This window comes from Mucilaginibacter sp. 21P (assembly GCF_019331605.1).
In the GTDB taxonomy this organism is placed as follows: Bacteria; Bacteroidota; Bacteroidia; order Sphingobacteriales; family Sphingobacteriaceae; genus Mucilaginibacter; species Mucilaginibacter achroorhodeus.
In genome coordinates, this window is sequence record NZ_CP063061.1 from 2,685,054 (window position 1) to 2,707,324 (window position 22,271).

The window sequence follows — 22,271 nt, forward strand, 5'->3', positions numbered from 1 at the left end:
GGTTTTTGCAGGTACTCACATAATCTTATATCACTATGAAATTTATGCCTAAATGTGTTTTAAATGCCGATGATGCTTATCCTGTTTTATATAAAAACACGCCTGCCATTCAGAAGCTCACCAGTGAATTAATACTTAGTTTTTCAGTGGTTTCGCCAGGTTTAGGCTTGCGGATTATAGCTGATGAGCCGTCCTTGTTGCTTGCCGGTTTGGAGGCGCTTAACGAGATCGGTATAAGCCAGGTTGATTGTGCTTTAACAGATTTTCACCAAAACGGTCATTCGTCCGGATATTTTACAGGGAGCTTGCTGCTAATGGATGCCGATAAACAGTTGGCCGCTTATAAAGCAAAAAAGACGGATGATGAACGCGATGGCGATGTGATAAAGTGTACAGATACCGGTTTAACACCCAGCATAGGGGTTTTAGAATGGGTTACCGTTAATTTTGCTTTGATAAACGACTATACTGTTTGGGTGCAAAATAACCTTGTTGTACAACACAACACCGCAATAAACGTTGCTTTTACAGCGGATCAAACAGGTCTGCTTGTAAAACTACTGCCATTTTACATGGCCGGGGCTACAATTTATACACATAAGGCCAACGTAAAAAACGTGATTGATTGCCTGGAACAGTCCGGCGCTGAAAAATTGATTGCTGATGTTGAAACGCTCAAAAGCCTGGCGAACGTGGGCACATGCAGATCGCAAGGTTCGTTGCGTGAAATAATCACTTTTGATGATAGCGGATATAAATTGAGCGACGATGTGGTGAGGCAATTATATGCCGGTCAGCAACAATTAATCAAGATTTTTAGTTTTTATGGATATTTGCAAAACAATCAGCCGCAATGTTACACAGTCATCACGGACGGAAGTTATGACTATTCGATAAAAAATATTGGCCGGTCTGTTTTTCCGGCACGAAATTTCATTCTGGACGATCGGCTCAAATTTGTTCCGCCTGATATCATCGGCACACTTTATCTGCTAAGCCAGGTATCCGGAACAGGCGAATGCATAACCATTTCCGGCAGGGAGTTTTGGCTTCAAAAAACAAATTGTAAGGCCCGCTATAACACCTCCAAAGAGATCGAAATTGTTGATAGCGATAGGAATTGCTATAGCATTAGTGGAAGTGTGATCACTTTGACAGATATCAGGACTGTGATTTCAGCAATTATACCCGCGAAGCGCTGTGCACTGATCAAAAATGTCCGTGATGGCATCGAGCAAATAATATGTTTTCATACTTGCAAGGCTGCGGAAGCGGAATTTGCCAAAGCGACGTTACCGCAGCATGTTGCACAGCGGATTGTATTTGTAAGGCTCGCCGAGCTGCCCGTGAATAAAGACGGAAGTGTAGATGAACAGGTGCTGAAGGATATCGAAATTTTGAGTAGAGATAACCGGATTGAGATAGAACGTATTCTAAACAAGAATTATGGCGACAGCAATTATCAAATTGAATACCGGGTACCTGACTTTTTAGAGACTGATTTTAATAAGTTTGTTGCTAAGCCAGTTGGTGATACCGGTAATTTATCAATGGCCGGTGTAGGTGACGCCATGGCAGCGCAAACAATAGAAGATAATATTCCAGCCATTTTAAACGGTGGCAAACTTTTTGAACGGCCGTTGGCCAATAATCTCGTCAGCTTGTTTTTAAATAACGCAAAAATTGCCGGCGACAAGGGGATCACCTACATCACTGCTGATAAGCAGGAAATTGCTAAAAGCTATAATGAACTTTTAAACGAAAGTTCACGCTACCTCACCGGTCTCAGAAGTTCTGGGTTGAAGGCAGGTGATCATGTCATCCTTCAAATTGATAATCAACACCAGTTTTTTTTGATTTTTTGGGCATGCATCACTGGTGGTATCATACCATTAGTGCTAAATCCGATAACTCATTATACCGAAGAAAATTCATCGGCCCGCAGGCTTCACCATGCCTGGGATATCCTCGGCCATCCTGTAATAATTGCGTCGGCAGCTGTACAGGATATGCTTAGGCAAATGAGCACCGCTTTTAAAATCGACTTAAGTATCTTACCTGTAACAGGTTTAGGCTCGCATACACCCGGGATTGTAGAGGACTTACCTTATAATCAAATTGCTTTTGCGCTGCTCACTTCGGGCAGTACAGGCAAGCCAAAGTGTATACCGGTAAGTCATAAATCAATCATTTCGCATATAGGCGGGATGCAGCCGTTACTTGGAATAGGGCATAACGACGTGGTACTGAATGTCTTGCCTATCGATCATATAACGCCGCTTGCAACTTTTCACGTAAGGGCGGCGGTATTGTGCGTGCCCCAGGTGCAAGTTAGTACCGCGGCTTTTTTGAACGATCCGTTTCTTTGGTTCGATTTGATAGAGCGCTACAAAGTTACACACGCATTTTCGCCCAATTTTGCCTACAAGCTTCTGGCTGATAAATTAAATGAAACAACCGAACGCAGCTTTAACCTATTGTCCATAAAATATTTTATGAACGGCGGCGAACTGGTAAGCCATTCTGTAGCGAAGGTTTTTCTTGAAAAGGTAAATAAATTCGGGGTCGATGCAAGTTGTTTTCAACCGCTGTACGGTATGACTGAGGCTACCGGTGCAATTACATCGTCAACTGGTTTTGCAGATGATTTTATATTTCACCTAAAACGCGGTACCCTCACTCAATCTCCTGTGCTTACAACTGCGGCTGATCCGGATGGCATTACCTACGTAAGTGTCGGTAGTGCAAATCCAGGTGTAAGCATCCGTATTGTTAATGAAGATAACGAGGTGGTTAACCAAGGAAGGATTGGGCGCATACAAGTTTCGGGCGATATCCTCACAACAGGATATATCAATAACGACTTAGCCAATGCAGCCAGCTTCTACGATGGCTGGCTGCAAACCGGTGATTATGGTTTTATAAAGGCCGGCAAACTGGTTATAACCGGTCGGGCCAAAGATATCATCGTTGTAAACGGAATAAATTACTATGTATCGGAGTTTGAACAGAATTTAAGGCTGATTGACGGAATTAATGTCGATTCAATTGCGGTTGCAGCTGTGCAGGATCCCGCAAAAGGGACAGAAAGTCTGGCTGTTTTCTTTTCGCCTTTAGATAAGCAATCAAATAATACAGATCATCTTATTAATACGATAAAGATTAAAATAGCGTCAGATTTCGGTATCGAGCCTACTTACATATTTGCTATGAAATCCGATGAGTTTCCGCGTACTGAAAGCGGTAAAATTAATCGTAGCGAACTAAGTAAGCGCTTGGAAGGATTAGGCGGTATAACAAGGAAATATGGCAGCGAAAAGTGTTTCTTAAGGCTACTGAGTGAACCGTCGCCAGGCAATCCCTCAGAGATCGTTTTAAACCATCTGCAAAAGTTCAGGGATAAAGTGTTGATTAGCACAGCAGATGATACCGAAGCAAACGTATTTGTAAGTATTGCCGATCTGCTTTCAGAAGAAACAATATTAGACGAAACCGAACAGAAGGTAAAAACTGTATGGCGGTCTGTACTCTTGAAAGACAAAATAGCTGTTAACGATAATTTTTTTGAATTGGGCGGCAACAGTTTAAAAGGCATTCAGATTATGTCGCGAATAGCGGACGAGCTGAAAGTCCGTATTGAATTTAAAGACTTGTTTGCACATGCAACCATTAAAGAACTGTCCCAGTTTATCAAAAGTTCGGCGGCCTGTGTGGATACAGTTATTCCCAAAGCCCCCAATTATCCATATTACAACCTGTCGCACGCTCAAAAAAGGTTGTGGATTGTAACCGAGCGGGATAAAAATGGCATAGCTTACAATATGCCGATGGGTTTTTATTTGAAAGGCAGCGTACATGTTGAACGATTGGAAAAAGCGTTTTTTACTTTGATAAAACGTCATGAATCGCTGCGGACAGCCTTTGTGAAAATTAATGGGGAACCAAAACAACAAATCAGCGCCGGCCATAACGGCTTTAAGCTTAACATTGTTGATTTGTGCGGGCGTCCTGATCAGGCTACAGAACTTATTAAACTGGCAAATCAACAGTTTACACACCGGTTTGACTTACAACGCGAATCGCTGCTTAAGGCGGCTATCGTGAAAACAGATCATGAACAATACACTTTATTGCTTACTATTCATCATATTGTTTCGGATGGTTGGTCACTGAAAGTACTCTTTAACGAGCTACTGGCGCTGTACAATTCCGGCGAGCTACAGGAACTGACCATTCAGCACAAAGATTATTCGGAGTGGCATAACGCTTTCCTGCAATCGCCGCGAATGGCGGAACACCGTAATTTCTGGCTTGAAAATTTGTCGGCTGATATTATTGATCCGATTTTCTCGGTTAACGCGAACTCCGCAAGAACCTACGCCGGCAATACGCTGAATTTTGCTGTCGAACCACAGCTTTCGCAAGCGATAAAAGATTTTACATCGCAGCAAAAAGTAACATTTTTTATATTCGTACAAGCTGTTATCAAAATATTACTTAATAAATACAGTGGGAATAAGCGCATCAGCATCGGGGCTCCAATAGCTGGCCGAAACAATAAGGAGCTTGAAGGTCAGATAGGATTTTACCTAAATAATATTGTGCTTGCAGATAACGTGGATGACGACCTTAATTTTGGCGAATTTATATCGCGGGTTAAGCAAACAAATATCGAGGCTTATAATCACCAGGAATATCCCTATGATAAGCTTGTAGAGGATTTAAGCCATTTGGTTGAAACAGACCGGAATCCGTTTTACGATGTAATGATTGTGATGGAAACTGAGGGCGTAAACCTGAAAGAAAATCATGTAGAGGATGCTCCTGCGGATGGCTTAACAATAACGCCTTATAGTTTCGATTACGCCATCAGTAAGCTCGACCTCACCTTCTTTTTTCATCTTGAACCGCAGATAGAATTCAGCATTGAGTACAGGACTGAATTGTTGGAACAAAAATTTATAGAAAAAATTGCGGCCGATTTTATTTCGCTCGCATCTGCGGCAGTTACCCGGCCGACAGCAATCATTGCCGATTTAAAAGTATTGCTAAACAGCAGCGCTCAAAACCACGAGCACGAGGAATTCCAGGAGACCGTGTCCCTTGCTCTCGACGAAGATTTTTAAGTACAACTCAACTTTTAATTACAAATATACCTGGCGCGCACAACGCATCAGTATTCACTCATAGCATTGTTTTTATGAACAAAAAGGTATTACATACGCTGATAGACGAGCACAGCCATCACCAGGGAGAAAGAATAGCGATCAAAGAAACCCTTGGGGGATTGAGTTATATCAAGCTAAGAGCTTATTCAAATGCGATCGGCCATGGGCTTGTTGGCCTTGGGCTGTTACCGGGCGAAGCTGCCGGGGTTTACCTGCCTGGTGGGATGGGTTATGTAAGCGCGATACTCGGGGTAAATAAAGCGGGGGGTATTTTTATGCCTTTGGAGCGTAAGTACCCTGATAACCGGTTGCGTTGGCTGCTGGAATACGTATCGCCGGGCCTGATCATTACAGATGCTGAAGGCGCCGAAAAGCTGAAGGCAATAACGCAGGAAGGCAGCTACCGGCTTGGCCGCTTGCTGGTGATCTCACTAAGTCCCTCTGAACTGCGGATGCGTGAATATGAAGCGAGTACAGGTTATTCGGCAGAACTGACATTGTGCACCGCTGATGTAGCCATAGACCTGACAGGTGAAGAAGGTAATTATTTATTGTACACCTCAGGGTCTACGGGTTACCCCAAAGTGATCGAGGGTTGCCATAAAAGCCTGAGTCATTTTATCCACTGGGAAGTGAAGGAATTTGGTCTGAATTCGGAAAGTCTTGTAAGCCAGCTGGTTCCGTTATCGTTCGATGTGAGCCTGCGGGATATTTTTGCGCCGCTGCTGAGTGGGGGCACCTTGTGCATTCCGGATGAAGGCCTCAAAGGCGATCCGGTTGGGTTGCTGAAATGGATAAGATCTGAGGGTATAACGCTGATCCACACGGTGCCATCGCTGCTGCGTTTGCTGACGCGTGAGCTGGAACTTAATCCGGGATTAAAAGCCGGGCTATCGACATTGCAACACCTGCTGCTCTCGGGCGAGGCGCTTTATGGCAAAGATGTGCTACACTGGCGCAAGGCGGCAGGAGGCGGGGTGGAGCTGGTAAACCTTTACGGGCCCACGGAAACCACGCTGGCTAAAGTGTACAACCGCATTGGCGACGACGCCGGCGATCCAGGCGCCGTTATTCCGCTCGGCAACCCCTTGCCTAATACTGCTGTACTTATTTTAGAAAGTAATCAGCTGTGCCAGATCGGTGCTATCGGGGAGATTTATATCAAGACACCTTTCCGGAGCCGGGGTTATTATAAAGATGCGTCTTTAACGGCCGGCAGCTTTATCCAGAACCCACTCCATAATGATTATGAAGATATTGTATACCGCACGGGCGACCTTGGCAAATACCTGGCCGACCGGAGCATCGCCTTTGTAGGCAGGCAGGACAGCCAGGTAAAGATCCGGGGTAACCGGGTAGAACTTTCAGAAACGGAGCGCGTGCTGCACGGCTACCCGGGCATCTCCCAGGCGGTGGTGATAGCCATCAAAGGCGCCGACGAAAGTGATGTGCTGGCGTGCTATTATGTAGCCACGGGAGCGATAGACGACGATGAATTGCGCAACTACCTGAAAGCGCACCTGCCCGATTACATGCATCCCTCTTATTTTTGCCAACTGGACGAGTTTCCGCTGAACCTGAACGGCAAGGTGAACCGCAAGGCGCTGCCCCGGCCGGAAGACCTGCTATATGAAAAGGTAGCCTACCAGGCGCCCTCGAACGCGTTAGAAGAACAGCTGGCGAATATCTGGTCATCACTGCTGGGACTGGGCAGGGTTGGCGTTAACAACTCGTTTTTCGATCTTGGGGGGCATAGCCTTACTGCAACGAAGGCCGTATCGCGCATCTTCAGTGAGGTAGGTACGGAACTGAGCCTGAAAGATTTTTTTGAACACCCTACCATCAGCCGGTTATCGGCATACCTTTCCGGCCGCAAGCAGGGTAGTTACCGGCAAATCAGCCCGCTGCCGCGTCAGGAGCACTATGCCCTGTCGCACGCGCAGAAACTGATCTGGGTGCTTGACCAGAGCACGGATGAGATGATAGCTTACAATATGCCGGCCTCGTGCCTGCTGAATGGCGAACTGGACAAGGACGCCTTTGTTAAAACATTCCAAACGATCATCTCCCGCCATGAGATTCTGCGGACCACGTTCCAGGTGGTTGCCGGCGAACCCCGGCAGCAGGTGCATGAAGAGATTGGCTTTAAACTGGAAGAAGAAGACATCAGCGCAAGCATCTGCCTAACAGGCAACCGCGAAAGCCTGATCAGGCACTACGCCGCCACGGAGTTTTCCAGGCCGTTCAACCTGCATGAGGGGCCGCTGCTGCGGGCAAAATTGTTAAAGCTGGATGCGCGGCAGCACCTGTTCCTTTTTACGATGCACCACATCATAAGCGACGGCTGGTCGATGGGTTTGCTGGTCAGGGAAATCCTGGAGCTATACCGTTCATACAGCCAGGGCGGGGATAACCTGTTGGAGCCGCTGAAGGTTCAATACAAGGATTATGCCGCCTGGCACAACAGCCAGCTGGAAAGCGGGGAGATGAAATCCCACGGCGATTACTGGCAACAGCAATTAGGTGGCGAACTGCCGCTGCTGAACCTGCCGCTTGATTACCCGCGGGGCAGCATCCGCAGCTATGAGGGCGACAAGCTGCGCTTTACACTGAGCAAGGAACAGTCAGACCGGATCAGACAGATTTGCAGCGAGCAGGAAGTAAGCTTGTTTATGTTCTTCACGGCTTTAATCAATGTATTACTGTACAGCTACAGCGGTCAGAATGATATTATTATAGGGAGCCCTATATCGGGCAGAAATCATGAAGATATTGAGAAAAACATTGGTATGTTTCTTAATAACCTTGTTTTCCGTAACTGGGTAAACGGATCGGACACGTTCAATGCATTCCTTCAGCAGGTAAAACAAACCGTGCTCGATGCTTACGGACATCAGCAGTACCCTTTTGCAATTCTGGTAGACGACCTGAATATCCTGCCTGCGGAAAATCGTAACCCTTTTTACGATGTACTGATCGTTGTAAATAATAACGGATTGAACGGTAGCGCCCAGGATTGGGAAGCTTTTGAAGAAGCATTAGGATTTGAGGCCATAAATACGGAAGAAGGAATAAGCAAACTTGATTTGAGTTTTTTTGCCAATGATGCCGATAATATCCTGATCACTACCGAATACAATACAGACCTGTTTAAAAAACAAACTGTACAGAATATTAACGAGGCGCTTGAAAAAATAATTGTGGCCGTTATCTCGGATTGCGACACCTTGCTAAGCGATCTGTCTGCATTATGCTCAGACGCCGATGACCTTCTTCTTAAATCAAACAATCTGCAAATATTACACGAAGATTTTTAAAGTAATTTTTACGATGAACAAAAAGGTATTACATACGCTGATAGACGAGCACAGCCATCACCAGGGAGAAAGAATAGCGATCAAAGAAACCCTTGGGGGATTGAGTTATATCAAGCTAAGAGCTTATTCAAATGCGATCGGCCATGGGCTTGTTGGCCTTGGGCTGTTACCGGGCGAAGCTGCCGGGGTTTACCTGCCTGGTGGGATGGGTTATGTAAGCGCGATACTCGGGGTAAATAAAGCGGGGGGTATTTTTATGCCTTTGGAGCGTAAGTACCCTGATAACCGGTTGCGTTGGCTGCTGGAATACGTATCGCCGGGCCTGATCATTACAGATGCTGAAGGCGCCGAAAAGCTGAAGGCAATAACGCAGGAAGGCAGCTACCGGCTTGGCCGCTTGCTGGTGATCTCACTAAGTCCCTCTGAACTGCGGATGCGTGAATATGAAGCGAGTACAGGTTATTCGGCAGAACTGACATTGTGCACCGCTGATGTAGCCATAGACCTGACAGGTGAAGAAGGTAATTATTTATTGTACACCTCAGGGTCTACGGGTTACCCCAAAGTGATCGAGGGTTGCCATAAAAGCCTGAGTCATTTTATCCACTGGGAAGTGAAGGAATTTGGTCTGAATTCGGAAAGTCTTGTAAGCCAGCTGGTTCCGTTATCGTTCGATGTGAGCCTGCGGGATATTTTTGCGCCGCTGCTGAGTGGGGGCACCTTGTGCATTCCGGATGAAGGCCTCAAAGGCGATCCGGTTGGGTTGCTGAAATGGATAAGATCTGAGGGTATAACGCTGATCCACACGGTGCCATCGCTGCTGCGTTTGCTGACGCGTGAGCTGGAACTTAATCCGGGATTAAAAGCCGGGCTATCGACATTGCAACACCTGCTGCTCTCGGGCGAGGCGCTTTATGGCAAAGATGTGCTACACTGGCGCAAGGCGGCAGGAGGCGGGGTGGAGCTGGTAAACCTTTACGGGCCCACGGAAACCACGCTGGCTAAAGTGTACAACCGCATTGGCGACGACGCCGGCGATCCAGGCGCCGTTATTCCGCTCGGCAACCCCTTGCCTAATACTGCTGTACTTATTTGTAATGATAACACACAAAGTAAGATCGGTGCTATCGGGGAGATTTATATCAAGACACCTTTCCGGAGCCGGGGTTATTATAAAGATGCGTCTTTAACGGCCGGCAGCTTTATCCAGAACCCACTCCATAATGATTATGAAGATATTGTATACCGCACGGGCGACCTTGGCAAATACCTGGCCGACCGGAGCATCGCCTTTGTAGGCAGGCAGGACAGCCAGGTAAAGATCCGGGGTAACCGGGTAGAACTTTCAGAAACGGAGCGCGTGCTGCACGGCTACCCGGGCATCTCCCAGGCGGTGGTGATAGCCATCAAAGGCGCCGACGAAAGTGATGTGCTGGCGTGCTATTATGTAGCCACGGGAGCGATAGACGACGATGAATTGCGCAACTACCTGAAAGCGCACCTGCCCGATTACATGCATCCCTCTTATTTTTGCCAACTGGACGAGTTTCCGCTGAACCTGAACGGCAAGGTGAACCGCAAGGCGCTGCCCCGGCCGGAAGACCTGCTATATGAAAAAAGGTAGCCTACCAGGCGCCCTCGAACGCGTTAGAAGAACAGCTGGCGAATATCTGGTCATCACTGCTGGGACTGGGCAGGGTTGGCGTTAACAACTCGTTTTTCGATCTTGGGGGCATAGCCTTACTGCAACGAAGGCCGTATCGCGCATCTTCAGTGAGGTAGGTACGGAACTGAGCCTGAAAGATTTTTTTTTTGAACACCCTACCATCAGCCGGTTATCGGCATACCTTTCCGGCCGCAAGCAGGGTAGTTACCGGCAAATCAGCCCGCTGCCGCGTCAGGAGCACTATGCCCTGTCGCACGCGCAGAAACTGATCTGGGTGCTTGACCAGAGCACGGATGAGATGATAGCTTACAATATGCCGGCCTCGTGCCTGCTGAATGGCGAACTGGACAAGGACGCCTTTGTTAAAAACATTCCAAACGATCATCTCCCGCCATGAGATTCTGCGGACCACGTTCCAGGTGGTTGCCGGCGAACCCCGGCAGCAGGTGCATGAAGAGATTGGCTTTAAACTGGAAGAAGAAGACATCAGCGCAAGCATCTGCCTAACAGGCAACCGCGAAAGCCTGATCAGGCACTACGCCGCCACGGAGTTTTCCAGGCCGTTCAACCTGCATGAGGGGCCGCTGCTGCGGGCAAAATTGTTAAAGCTGGATGCGCGGCAGCACCTGTTCCTTTTACGATGCACCACATCATAAGCGACGGCTGGTCGATGGGTTTGCTGGTCAGGGAAATCCTGGAGCTATACCGTTCATACAGCCAGGGCGGGGATAACCTGTTGGAGCCGCTGAAGGTTCAATACAAGGATTATGCCGCCTGGCACAACAGCCAGCTGGAAAGCGGGGAGATGAAATCCCACGGCGATTACTGGCAACAGCAATTAGGTGGCGAACTGCCGCTGCTGAACCTGCCGCTTGATTACCCGCGGGGCAGCATCCGCAGCTATGAGGGCGACAAGCTGCGCTTTACACTGAGCAAGGAACAGTCAGACCGGATCAGACAGATTTGCAGCGAGCAGGAAGTAAGCTTGTTTATGTTCTTCACGGCTTTAATCAATGTATTACTGTACAGCTACAGCGGTCAGAATGATATTATTGTAGGGACAACCATAGTTAACAGGAACGACACCGACCTGGAAACCGTTATCGGCATTTTCCTAAACAGTATAGCACTCAGGAATGTGCTTAACCGCAAAGATACCTTCGGCGAATGTTTATTCGGTGTTAAACAAACAGTGCTCGACGGCTTTAACGCGCAGGCCTATCCGATAGAACAAATCCTGATAGATCTGAAAGCAGAGAAGATTGAAAACCGCAACCCATTGTATGATGTACTGCTGGTTTTAAATAACGACGGCCTCGTCAATACCCACAACGAGGTTAATGAGCATTTAACCATCGGTGATGTTTCGGTTGACGAGGGTATAAGCAAGTTTGATCTGACTTTTTTTATCAACGAAAAAACAGAACTGGAAATCGCTATTGAATACAGTACGGCTTTATTTAATCACGCAACTATTGAGGGTATGGCAAATAAAACGCAGGCATTAATAACTGAAATTGTAAAAGATACAGACCAAACACTAAACGATATTTTATGGAAACTATCCGGCAAAACTTCCGTGCCGGCACTAATTGACGTTAAAGAACTGATCGGCGAAGAATTTTAAATTATAAAATGATGGACAAAAAAGTATTATTCTCGGTACTGGATACCGTGGGGCTACAGCATTCCGGCGCCATTGCCGTTGAAGAACCGGGACGCAAAACCACTTATCACGAACTCATTGGCAATTCAAACAGGATGGCCCGCTGCCTTATTGAAGAGCAAATAACAAAAGGGCAAGAAATAGGTGTCTTTTTAAATTGCAGTGCCAGCTATATAAGTACAGTACTTGGCATTAACAAAGCAGGTGGAATTTTTATGGCCCTCGATACGGAGTATCCTATCAAGCGGATGGAATATATCCTTAACCATGTTAAGCCCCGCATTGTGGTAACAAATGAAAATAATCTGCCATCGTTCCTGAATATTTTGACAGAACTTGGCATTGTTAATGGTGATAACGCGTTTGTCGAAAAAATCATAGTTGTAACAGAAAATGACACTATTTATAAGCAGTACGTTTTCAACCAGAGTGAATTTGCTTTCGCCGGTAGCATGCAATTTATCGACGAACCAGTGAAACCTATCGTCTCCGGCGACGATAGCATGTACCTCGTAAACACGTCGGGTTCAACCGGAAATCCTAAAATGATTGAAGGTCGACATAAAAGCCTGAGCCACTTTATACACTGGGAAGTAGGCGAGTTTAACTTGGATTCATCAACCCGGGGCTGCGTTTTAGCGCGACCATCGTTTGATCTTAACCTACGCGAAATGTTTGCACCGCTGCTGGCAGGCGGAACTTTATGTGTTCCGGCGCCAGATGTAAAAGCGCAACCGCTCAAGCTGCTGGAATGGTTAGGGCAGATGAAGATCAACTTGTTTCATCCCATACCGTCTATCTTCCGCCAACTTATGCGTGAGGTTAAGAATAATGAAACGTTAGGGGAAAGTATGCAATCGCTGCGAAATATATTGTTTGCAGGCGAAGCGCTTTTTGGAAGGGATTTAACCGACTGGCGTTCTATCGGTGGTAATAAAGCCGCCCTCGCAAATTTGTACGGCCCGTCTGAAACCACGCTGGCTAAAATTTGTAACCGTATTCATGAGGCGGAATATCAGCCTAATGAAATTATACCACTAGGTAAACCATTGCCAAATACATCAATACTAATCATCGCAGACGGTTTGTTATGCAGTGAAAACGTTATTGGCGAAATTCATATCAAAACGCCGTTCAGGTCTAAAGGTTATTACAAGGAACCGCAGATGACCGCCGAAAAATTTATTCAAAACCCTTTGCATAATGATTACGAGGACATTGTTTACCAAACCGGCGATCTTGCAAAATATACCGAAGATGGTCTTATCGTGTTTACCGGCAGGCAGGACAGCCAGGTGAAAATCCGCGGTAACCGCGTTGAATTACCGGAAATTGAAAAGGCGATAATGAGCTACGAAAATGTTAAACAAGCCATTGTTGTCGCAATTAAAAATCCCGAAGGCGATTATATCCTGGCTTGCTATTATACCGGCGACGCCTATTTCGAAAAGGAAGACCTGAGAAATTATCTCACTGCCTATCTGCCTGAGTATATGTTTCCGTCCTTTTATATCCATTTGCCAGAGTTTCCACTCAATCTGAATGGAAAGATTGACAAGCGTGCTTTGCCTAAACCCGAGGAGCTATTGTATGAGCAGTTGAAATTTGAAGAACCTCAAACTCCGCTTGAACAAAAACTGGCCATAATCTGGGCTGATGTACTTAACCTAAAAAAGATAGGCATCAATAATTTTTTTTACGAGCTTGGTGGTCACAGCTTAAGCGTAACCAAGGTTTTATCGCGTATTTATAAAGATCTTGGTATTGAGATCACCCTTAAGGAAATTTTTGATAATCCTACCATCAAGAAACTGGCTAACCTGTTATCAACCAAAAAAGTGACTGCTTTTAAACGGATAGAGAAGGTGCCGCAACAGGAATATTACGATTTATCGCATGCGCAAAAAGGGATTTGGTTTTTGGATCAGCAGGAAGAGCGATTGCTGGCTTATAACATCAATTCGACGTTTACACTTTATGGTAAACTTAATGTGGCCGCGTTTAAAAAGGCCGTGCACGAATTGGTTGTAAGGCATGAATCCCTGCGTACGACGTTTTCACTAACAGGCAATGGCCCGATGCAGAAAATTCATGAGGAGATTGATATTCCGTTTGTTTACCGCGATGTACTTACCCTCCCGCTGGATGAATATATCGAAACAGAATGTAATCACTACTTTAACCTGGAAGAGGGCCCTTTGTTAAGGTTAGTACTGACCAGGGTGGCAGAGGATGAGCACATGTTGTTATTTGGTATTCACCACATTATAGCAGATGGCTGGTCGGTAATGGTTTTGATTAATGAAGTAACCTGGCTGTATAACAAGATCAAAAATGGAAGCGCCGAACGCTTACTGCCACTGACGGTACAGTACAAGGATTATGCCGCCTGGTTAAACTCTAATTTAAGCGGTGATAAGGAAAAACAGCTGAAAGATTTTTGGGCGCAAAAATTATCAGGAAACTTATCGCTTGTACAGTTTCCAGCAGATCTGTCGCCGCAGGATAACCTTGGTTTTCGCGGGGATATACTGTCGTTTGACTTGGATGCCGCGTTAACCGAGCAGATCAGGAAATTAAATCAGCAGCATGGCACCACAGAGTTCATATCGTTTTTGACTTTCATCAATATCTTACTTAATAAATTTACAGGTAAATCCGATTTGATTGTAGGTTCGCCGGTTGCAGGTCGTGATCACTTCGATCTTGAAAACCAGATAGGTAATTACGTTAACGTACTGCCGGTGCGTACCTTAATCGATGCTGATGAAACGGTGCTGAGCTTGCTCAATAAGATAAGAAAAACAGTTTTTGAGGTATACGAACATCAGCTTTACCCTATCGACCTGATTACAGACCAGCTTGACCTAGCGGAACAAAAGAAAAACCTGGCTTTGTTTGACATTCTGGTGCAATCGCAAACCTTGGTGCCGGTAAATGATAATAAATTGAGTGAATTGCAGGTTAAACACCGTCCGCTGAGCAATCAAACCAGTAAGGTTGATCTTACATTCGATTTGTCGCCTGCGGTACTTAATAAAAGTATTGTAACGATTGAATATAGTACAGATCGATTTTCGCCGGCTGCCATTGAGAACATTAAAATTAATTTGCTTCACATCATCAGGTTGGCAATCGAGTCGCCAAACACGCCGCTCGCTGATATAAACCTACTTGAATCGGTTGATGAGGACAAGGAATCGGCAAGCTTTATGCAGGCCATGTTAACTGTTTAATTTCTATAAAATCTAACAGCTGAAATATTAGTTTTCGCCCTTAACGCCCAATATATAAGCTGCTTTTTAAAGTGCAATAGCGCCCTTAAATGAAATGTACAGAATTATTGCACTTTTTTGCCATAATTTGCTTTTAGATTTTTTTTTCTACAAAAAATTTAGCGTTCTATATTGAAATATAAAAGATATAAATTAAAATGAATTTATATTTTTTAATTGTTTATTAGCAATGTAAAGGATGAATATACGATTGTGAACGATCGAAATGTTTAATTTTATAAATAAGAGGGTAATTAAATTAAATGTTACCGAGCTGGCAAAGCTGAATAAAATGATAAGTGTTTTTATATTTTACTTTTTTGAATAAAAATAAAAATTATAAAATTTATTTTGATTTATATTTTTAGTTGTATTTTAGCCTTAGGAAATGATCTGACATTAATAAATGTTTAAATCAGTTCCTCTCAGGATGCTAAACAGTTGTCAAATTGTCCGGATGTGACAAAGCTGGCGAAGCCATATAAACACCGCCCAAACTCGCAGTAAATCATCATCACCCAACGGAGCGAGATGATTCGACGTTTAAACAGGACATTAGTGAGCGCTGCGCAAATAAGCTGAGAAATTGCCCGCTTGGTTATTTTGCAACAAGGTACACAGTATGGCGGTCAAAATTCAGCATAACGGGCGTACCATTTACAATGAGACATTTGGATATAAATGATACGATACTCGTGAGCCTAGGCAAAACACCATCTTTCACGTTGCCTCACTCAGTAAGGTAATTTTTGCTTTGGTGGTGCTAAAGTTGGCCGAGCAAAGTATTATTAGTTTAGATGAGCGTTTGCCGCTATGTCCGGCGAGAATGGAGCTGAAGTTGGCGACAACGCCTGGTACGAAGATATGAGCCGCATTGAAGGGTATGAATACTTCAGGCTGGTTACTGCCACGATGTGCCCGATGCATACTTCAGGCTTGCCTTAGCGGAGATTGATGGAGCCTGATAAACAATTGAAATTTAAGTTTAAACCGGGCTCGAAATTCTTTTACTCGTGCGAGGCTATGTTGCTTCAGCAATATTTAAAAAGGCAACCGGTAAAAGCTTTGAGCAATTGGCTGCCGAACTTGTTTTTTATCCCACAAGAACGAACTTGAGCAGCTTTATTTGGCAGGATTATACCGACGATAATATTGCAGCGCCCATATAGCCGACAATGTGATCACCAAAAAACAAAGAAAAATTAAAGCGTTAGGCGCCCGATTTTTAAAAAACAACCGTTGACGATTTTTGCGCGTTCGAGGCTGCTCTATTAGCTGGACGCTTACTTAAGACCGCATCGATTAACGAAATCTTTGGCCCCACATGGCGATAAACACATTTGCGTCGGCCAGCGACCTGCAATATGCACTAGAGCTGCAAACCGTAAATACAACTTATGGCCGGGCATATTTTGAAGAAAGACATGAGATGACGGATGGCAGAGTTTCACCTCGCTATACCCGTTACAAGAGCTATTGCTGGTTATATGTTCAAACAGCAAAAATGCCGAAAGTATTTATGCAGAGATTTCAAACGTAACTCTTGCCGATAATTTTACACCACATTACTGGGACGTTTATGTGAACACTCTCAACACAATCTGATCTGTACCGCCTGTTTGCGCTGTACGATATTTTTAATAAAGAAACTTACTTAATTAATATGAAAGTTGTATTTGATGAACAGGCGTTCCCTTTTGTAATAACTTTTGAAGGTACCCCCCATGTAGAAGAGATTGCCCAATGGTATAACAATAACAGCAATTTCATTGACCGTGTTTTGTACGATAAGGGTGCTATCCTAATTAAAGGTACCAATGTGGATACTGTTTCAAAGTTTGAGCAGTTAACCGGTTCTATAGCAGGTAAGTTCAGGGACTATGTTGATGGTAACTACCCTCGCCGTAACTTGCAGGGGCATGTTTACATTTCAACTGAATACGATCAGAAATTTGATATTACACTGCATAATGAGTTATCGTATTCGGAGAAATGGCCTTCTAGGTTATTTTTTGGCTGTATCATATCTCCAGGGGAAGGCGGCGAAACGCCGCTGGCCGATAGTCGCAAAATTTATAACCGGATGAATGCGGATTTGCTTGAAGAGTTTGAACGAAAACAGGTTAGGTACGTACGCAATCTGCACAACGGCGAGGGCATGGGCCCGTCGTGGCAACAAACCTTTTATACTGAAGACTTGAAAGAAGTTGAGCGCCACTGCAATGCGATGTCAATCGATTATAAATGGAAAAAAGACGGCGCAATAAAGTTGACCCACGTTAGACCTGCAACAAGGATACACCCGTTAACCGGCGAAAAGGTTTGGTTCAATCAGGTTGACCAATATCATCCATCTCATTTCAGAAAGGAACTTTACGAGGTGCTGTTACTGATGGCTGATGGCGTGGAAGAGGATCTGCCGCTATACGCCTCGTTCGGCGACGGTACAAAAATTCCCGACTCAACCATAAAAGAGGTTATCGATACTATCGATAAAGAGGTGATTTTACGCCCTTGGGAAAAGGCCGATATCGTGGTGGTTGAAAATATGCTGGTTGCTCACGGCAGAAAAGCTTATAAGGGCGATAGGCAAATAGTAGTATCAATGGCAAGTTAAAAATTTACAATCATCTTATCAATGTGCGGAATAACAGGTATTTATAAATTCAATCCCGACGCAAAAGCCGACGTCAATATATTGGAAACAATGGCCGAAGGGATAGCTCACCGCGGCCCGGACGATGCTGCCTACGTGGTACTTGACAACCTTGGGCTTGGTTTTAAAAGGTTGAGTATTATCGATCTGGCCCACGGCCAGCAGCCTTTTTATAATCGTGACGAGTCCGTTGTAACGATTTGTAACGGCGAGATATACAATTATAAGGAACTTAGAAAAGAATTAATTGACAAGGGCTATCACTTTAAAACGCATTGCGATGTTGAAGTGATAGTTCATATGTACGACGAATACGGGATAGATTTCATCAACCGGTTGAACGGCCAGTTCGCTTTTTGCATTTTTGACAAGGCAAAAAAGGAGTTATTTTTAGCACGCGACCAATTTGGAATCTGTCCTGTTTTTTACACAATTGCCGATAACTCGCTGATCTTTGGTTCTGAAATCAAGGCTATCATCAGGCATCCATGCGTGAAACGGGAAGTTAATTTAACAGCTCTCGACCAGCTTTTCTCCTTCCCCGGCATTGTAAGCCCTACTACCTTCTTTAAAAACATTATCAGCATAAAACCTGGTCATTTTTTAAGGGTAAAGGATGGCAACCTGTCTGATCACCAATATTGGGATTTGAACTACCCGATTGATTCTGCGGTATGCCATTGCAAACCGGAATCCTATTATATAGATCAAATTGAAGATCTGTTAATCAATTCGGTTAAATATCGCCTTAACGCCGATGTACCTGTTGGCTTTTACTTGAGCGGCGGCCTGGATTCATCCCTGGTTGGTGCGGTGATGAAAAAGGTAAATCCGGATTCTCAGTATAAATCATTTTCAATCGGATACCCGCGCGTGGAAGACAGCGAGCACGACGAACGTAAATATCAGCGTTTGATGGCACGGAACCTCGATTCTATTCACAACGAAATCGAATTTGACTGGCTGAAAGTGGCCGATTTACTTAAAGACGCCATTTACCATTCTGAAGGCGCTTTAAAAGAAAGCTATAATACCTGTTCGCTTGCGTTATCGAAAGCTGTTAGAAACAGTAATGTTAAGGTAATCTTGTCGGGCGAGGGATCTGACGAATTTTTTGGCGGTTATGTAGGTTATAAGTTTGACGTGCAGCGCAGGATGCAAAATACTGACAAAACGTTGGAGGAAATGCTGGAAGATCAGCAGCGCAAAAAACTTTGGGGTGACCCGAACTTCTTTTACGAAATTAATCACGTTGAATTTAAAGATACCACCAGAGCCTTGTATTCAGATAAATTAAACAAGGTTTATAATGATTTTGAATGCCTTGGTCGGCTTGAAATTGATAAATCAAAACTTAATGGGCGTCATCCGTTCCATAAACGCTCATATCTTGACCTTAAGCTTCGCCTTTCAGATCACCTGATCTCTGATCATGCCGACAGGGTAAATTATGCCAACTCGGTTGAGGGCCGCTATCCGTTTCTGGATATCAACCTGATTGAATTTGTGAAGACAATTCATCCCGAAATAAAATTAAAAGGGTTGGTTGAAAAGTACATCCTTAAAGAAGTAGGCAAGCGCTATATTCCGTCAGATATTACTGATCGTCAAAAATTTAGCTGGATTGCGCCAGGCAGTCACCAATTGCTGAACAACAATATCGAATGGGTTAATGATATGTTATCATACGATCGCATCAAAAGACAAGGGTATTTTAACCCCGATACTATTGAGCGCTTGAAGAAACGTTACAGCGCACCCAATTTTAAACTGAACCTGCCTTACGACAGTGATCTGCTAATGATTGTGCTGACATTCAACATATTTCTTGAGGTATTTGACATGCCTGATTTTGCTTAATGGAAAAGTTAGGTATCATCAGCGGGATGGGTTCTCAGGCGGGGGCCTGGCTGTTTCAGCGTATTATCGACCTTTCAAGCGCCACAACTGATCAGGAGTATCCTGAAATTATCATACATAACAATTCCGGCATACCTGATCGTACCGAAGCTATTTTAGGGCGTGGTTCTTCGCCTGTTGCTGAAATTTTAAAATCGGTTAAATTATTGAACGATTGTGGTGTGGATAGGATTGTAATGGCTTGTATGACTGCCTATTTCTTTCATAAAGATGTTGCAATATATTCAAATGCAACCTTTATTCATCCGCTTGATATCCTGAAGGAGGAACTTGCCGACAATTATCTATATAAAAAAAACGTAAAAACGATAGGCCTTATCGGGTCGTCGGGGCTCTTAATATCGCGGTTGTTTGATGATTTTTTTGAGCCCCTGGGTTATAAGGTTATCTCTATAAACCCTCAGGAGCAGGAGCAGTATTTCAATTACCCCGTATACCAATGCGCCAAATTAGGGATAGTGAGCAACCATATAAAGAATAGATTTAGCTACCAGGTAAAGGTACTGCTTGACCGCGGCGCCGACGTGGTTGTAGGTGCATGCTCAGAAGTTCCGCTGCTTTTAGATAAGGAGGCTTGTGGGGGCGGGGCTATAGATCTGTTCGAACTTCTTGCAAAATCAATAACAGATAATTATCATAAACTTAGATATGCAACATAAATACAGGCTGTTGATTGGTGGTATAGGCGACGATGCGCACTCGGTTGGTATCAGGCTTCTTGAGCTGGGATTTATTGAAGCAGAATTCCATGTAAAAAATATCGGGATACGTAATTCAATAGATCGTTTTTTTGAGGAGGCGAGGCATGCAGATGTGATCATGATATCAAACAAGAACGGCCACGCCGAACTGTATCTGCATGATTTTGCTGCAAAGCTTTCGGCATTTCAACTATCTGATAATAGCACTAAGCTTTGGTATCTGGGCGGAAGCCTTTCTGTAAGTGAATCTGATTTTCATATCAAGAAAAAGTTTATCAATATGGGGTTTACCGGTGTGTATCCGCGGCCCATAAGCTTTGCACAGGTTTTAGAAAATATTACCCAGGACCTTTATCGTTTTGAAATATCAAAAAAGCAGGTCGGCCAGCAGCATACGGAAACCGCCGGGCATGTTAAAATGGATTTTAACATTGTAAACCGGCAGCTAACCCGTGAGGAGTTAGATCAGCAACGCGCTGATGTGCTTACAGAATGGCCAACGGGTAAAGACGTTGTTGGCATTGGTTACAAGGTTAACCCGGTTAATACGCTTGATTACCGTTTGTGGAAAAACAAACTTGCCAATGGTTCGCCGCTGTTTCAGCCGCGAACAGGAGTGGCTGATATTGAACAGCAAATTTCAAAACTAAAATTCTTAGAACAGGAGGGTAGCGATATCAGTTCGGTTCAGCTTGATGCCGCATCCCGTTCAGGGATGTATGATAAAGCCCGTTTGGGTGTTGAAATGAGCATTGAGCGTAAAACATCGCAGCTTAACGGATTCCCTATTCCCATTTATGGGGTAAAAGAGGTGAATAGGCTGGTGACATCGGTTAACAGTCCGTTTCAGCTCCGGGGCGGCGGACCCGACCATCGCTTTACTTATGAAGTTGCATTAAATGCGGGTATAACTGCTGTTGAAGGGGGCTTTTTATGCTATTGCCTGCCTTATGATAAATTAACCAGTCCTTCAACATCGTTAAAATACTGGCAATATATTGACAGATTATGCACGCTTTATGCAGATTGGCATGGAATTCATATTAACCGTGAGTACTTTGGAGTACTTACTGCAACCCTGATAGAACCTTCGCTTGCTATAGTAATCAATATTGTGCAGGCCATTGCCAGCGCTCAGCAAGGTGTTAAGAGTATTTCAGTTGGTTATGCCGAACAGGGTAACCGTGTGCAGGACATTGCCGCCATACAAATGATGGACAAACTGGTAAATCATTATTTAAACAAAGAGAAATTTCGTTGTAAAGTTACCACGGTGTTTCATCAGTTTATGGCAGCTTTTCCGGCCGATTATGAGAAGGCTGAACAGCTTATCTTTCAGTCGGCAATCACGGCTACCTTGGCATCGGCAACTAAGGTTATGGTCAAAACAGCTGCCGAGGCCATCAAAATCCCCGACAGGTTTGACAACGCCAAGGCCGTTAAGTTATGTAAACAGGCAACGCTGCTTGCCAACATAAATACGGTGAACCAAAACCAGCTCGATGTTGAAAAAAGCGTCATCAGGCGCGAAGTTTCCCAACTGATGAATGTTATTATCGAACTGGGAAATGGACAAATTGTACTCGGGGCGTTAAAGGCTGTTGATCAGGGAATTATTGATATCCCATGGTCGCCAAATATTTATAACAAAAATAAGGTGATCAACGTGAGGGATGTAAATGGTGCAGTGAGGTTCTATGATTTTGGCAATATGCCTTTTGATAGCACTATCAAGGATTTTCACGCCAACCACGTAATGGTTAGAAAGAATATGGAGCGCGACTCCAGCATTTTTTCATTACTCGAAAAAGATTTGAGCCGCATCTGGAAAAACGACTACAAACAATGGCCGCTCGACGGCACGTACGTGACTGCTTAATAAGACATTCTTTTGTCCCCTCT

Annotated in this window: 10 protein-coding genes and 3 pseudogenes; all 13 read left to right on the top strand. The window is 44.5% G+C overall.

The genetic code is table 11. From position 1 onward, the window contains the following. Positions 1-35 precede the first annotated feature (35 nt). The 13 genes and pseudogenes from INP83_RS12220 (at position 36) to INP83_RS12280 (ending at position 22,248) form a co-directional block, all read left to right on the top strand. Complete coding sequence (locus INP83_RS12220; RefSeq protein ID WP_219124325.1) at positions 36-5,126, top strand: condensation domain-containing protein; 5,091 nt, start codon at positions 36-38, stop codon at positions 5,124-5,126. Between the two features lie 74 nt (positions 5,127-5,200). Beyond that, the gene (locus INP83_RS12225; RefSeq protein ID WP_219124327.1) at positions 5,201-8,485 is read left to right on the top strand and encodes a non-ribosomal peptide synthetase; all 3,285 of its coding nucleotides are present in this window, start codon (positions 5,201-5,203) and stop codon (positions 8,483-8,485) included. 13 nt (positions 8,486-8,498) lie between these two features. After that, a complete protein-coding gene (locus tag INP83_RS12230) occupies positions 8,499-10,109 on the top strand; it encodes an amino acid adenylation domain-containing protein (RefSeq protein ID WP_219124329.1) in 1,611 nt (536 codons plus the stop codon). Positions 10,110-10,227: 118 nt separating this feature from the next. Further along, a pseudogene (locus INP83_RS21390) lies at positions 10,228-10,548 on the top strand (hypothetical protein); the annotation flags it as partial. Further along, positions 10,487-11,778, top strand: a pseudogene (locus INP83_RS12245) (condensation domain-containing protein). The pseudogenes INP83_RS21390 and INP83_RS12245, both read left to right, overlap by 62 nt. Before the next feature lie 8 nt (positions 11,779-11,786). Then, positions 11,787-15,053: a non-ribosomal peptide synthetase gene (locus INP83_RS12250; protein ID WP_219124336.1), complete on the top strand. Its 3,267-nt coding sequence runs from the start codon at positions 11,787-11,789 to the stop codon at positions 15,051-15,053. 745 nt (positions 15,054-15,798) lie between these two features. Continuing rightward, positions 15,799-15,960, top strand: a pseudogene (locus INP83_RS21395) (serine hydrolase); the annotation flags it as partial. Beyond that, complete coding sequence (locus tag INP83_RS21215; protein ID WP_255563140.1) at positions 15,906-16,037, top strand: hypothetical protein; 132 nt, start codon at positions 15,906-15,908, stop codon at positions 16,035-16,037. The pseudogene INP83_RS21395 and the gene INP83_RS21215, both read left to right, overlap by 55 nt. 379 nt (positions 16,038-16,416) lie before the next feature. Beyond that, positions 16,417-16,632, top strand: coding sequence for a hypothetical protein (locus INP83_RS12260; RefSeq protein ID WP_219124338.1), 216 nt, complete (start codon positions 16,417-16,419; stop codon positions 16,630-16,632). A gap of 123 nt (positions 16,633-16,755) precedes the next feature. Then, the gene (locus tag INP83_RS12265) at positions 16,756-17,709 is read left to right on the top strand and encodes a TauD/TfdA family dioxygenase (protein WP_219124340.1); all 954 of its coding nucleotides are present in this window, start codon (positions 16,756-16,758) and stop codon (positions 17,707-17,709) included. A gap of 21 nt (positions 17,710-17,730) precedes the next feature. Continuing rightward, a complete protein-coding gene (gene asnB / locus INP83_RS12270; protein ID WP_219124341.1) occupies positions 17,731-19,608 on the top strand; it encodes an asparagine synthase (glutamine-hydrolyzing) in 1,878 nt (625 codons plus the stop codon). After that, positions 19,608-20,327 carry an aspartate/glutamate racemase family protein gene (locus INP83_RS12275; RefSeq protein ID WP_219124342.1) on the top strand — a complete coding sequence of 240 codons (720 nt, stop codon included), beginning with the start codon at positions 19,608-19,610 and terminating at the stop codon, positions 20,325-20,327. Before asnB ends, INP83_RS12275 begins: the two co-directional genes overlap by 1 nt. Then, positions 20,317-22,248 (top strand): methylaspartate mutase subunit E, encoded by a 1,932-nt coding sequence (locus INP83_RS12280; protein WP_219124343.1) that lies wholly within the window; start codon positions 20,317-20,319, stop codon positions 22,246-22,248. Before INP83_RS12275 ends, INP83_RS12280 begins: the two co-directional genes overlap by 11 nt. The last annotated feature ends 23 nt before the right edge of the window (positions 22,249-22,271 follow it).

What these genes read in the sequence shown, in the direction of transcription:
- INP83_RS12220 (WP_219124325.1), top strand. Translation starts at nt 36, where the DNA reads ATGAAATTTATGCCTAAATGTGTTTTAAATGCCGATGATGCTTATCCT.
- INP83_RS12225 (WP_219124327.1), top strand. Translation starts at nt 5,201, where the DNA reads ATGAACAAAAAGGTATTACATACGCTGATAGACGAGCACAGCCATCAC.
- INP83_RS12230 (WP_219124329.1), top strand. Translation starts at nt 8,499, where the DNA reads ATGAACAAAAAGGTATTACATACGCTGATAGACGAGCACAGCCATCAC.
- INP83_RS12250 (WP_219124336.1), top strand. Translation starts at nt 11,787, where the DNA reads ATGATGGACAAAAAAGTATTATTCTCGGTACTGGATACCGTGGGGCTA.
- INP83_RS21215 (WP_255563140.1), top strand. Translation starts at nt 15,906, where the DNA reads ATGTCCGGCGAGAATGGAGCTGAAGTTGGCGACAACGCCTGGTACGAA.
- INP83_RS12260 (WP_219124338.1), top strand. Translation starts at nt 16,417, where the DNA reads ATGGCGATAAACACATTTGCGTCGGCCAGCGACCTGCAATATGCACTA.
- INP83_RS12265 (WP_219124340.1), top strand. Translation starts at nt 16,756, where the DNA reads ATGAAAGTTGTATTTGATGAACAGGCGTTCCCTTTTGTAATAACTTTT.
- asnB (WP_219124341.1), top strand. Translation starts at nt 17,731, where the DNA reads ATGTGCGGAATAACAGGTATTTATAAATTCAATCCCGACGCAAAAGCC.
- INP83_RS12275 (WP_219124342.1), top strand. Translation starts at nt 19,608, where the DNA reads ATGGAAAAGTTAGGTATCATCAGCGGGATGGGTTCTCAGGCGGGGGCC.
- INP83_RS12280 (WP_219124343.1), top strand. Translation starts at nt 20,317, where the DNA reads ATGCAACATAAATACAGGCTGTTGATTGGTGGTATAGGCGACGATGCG.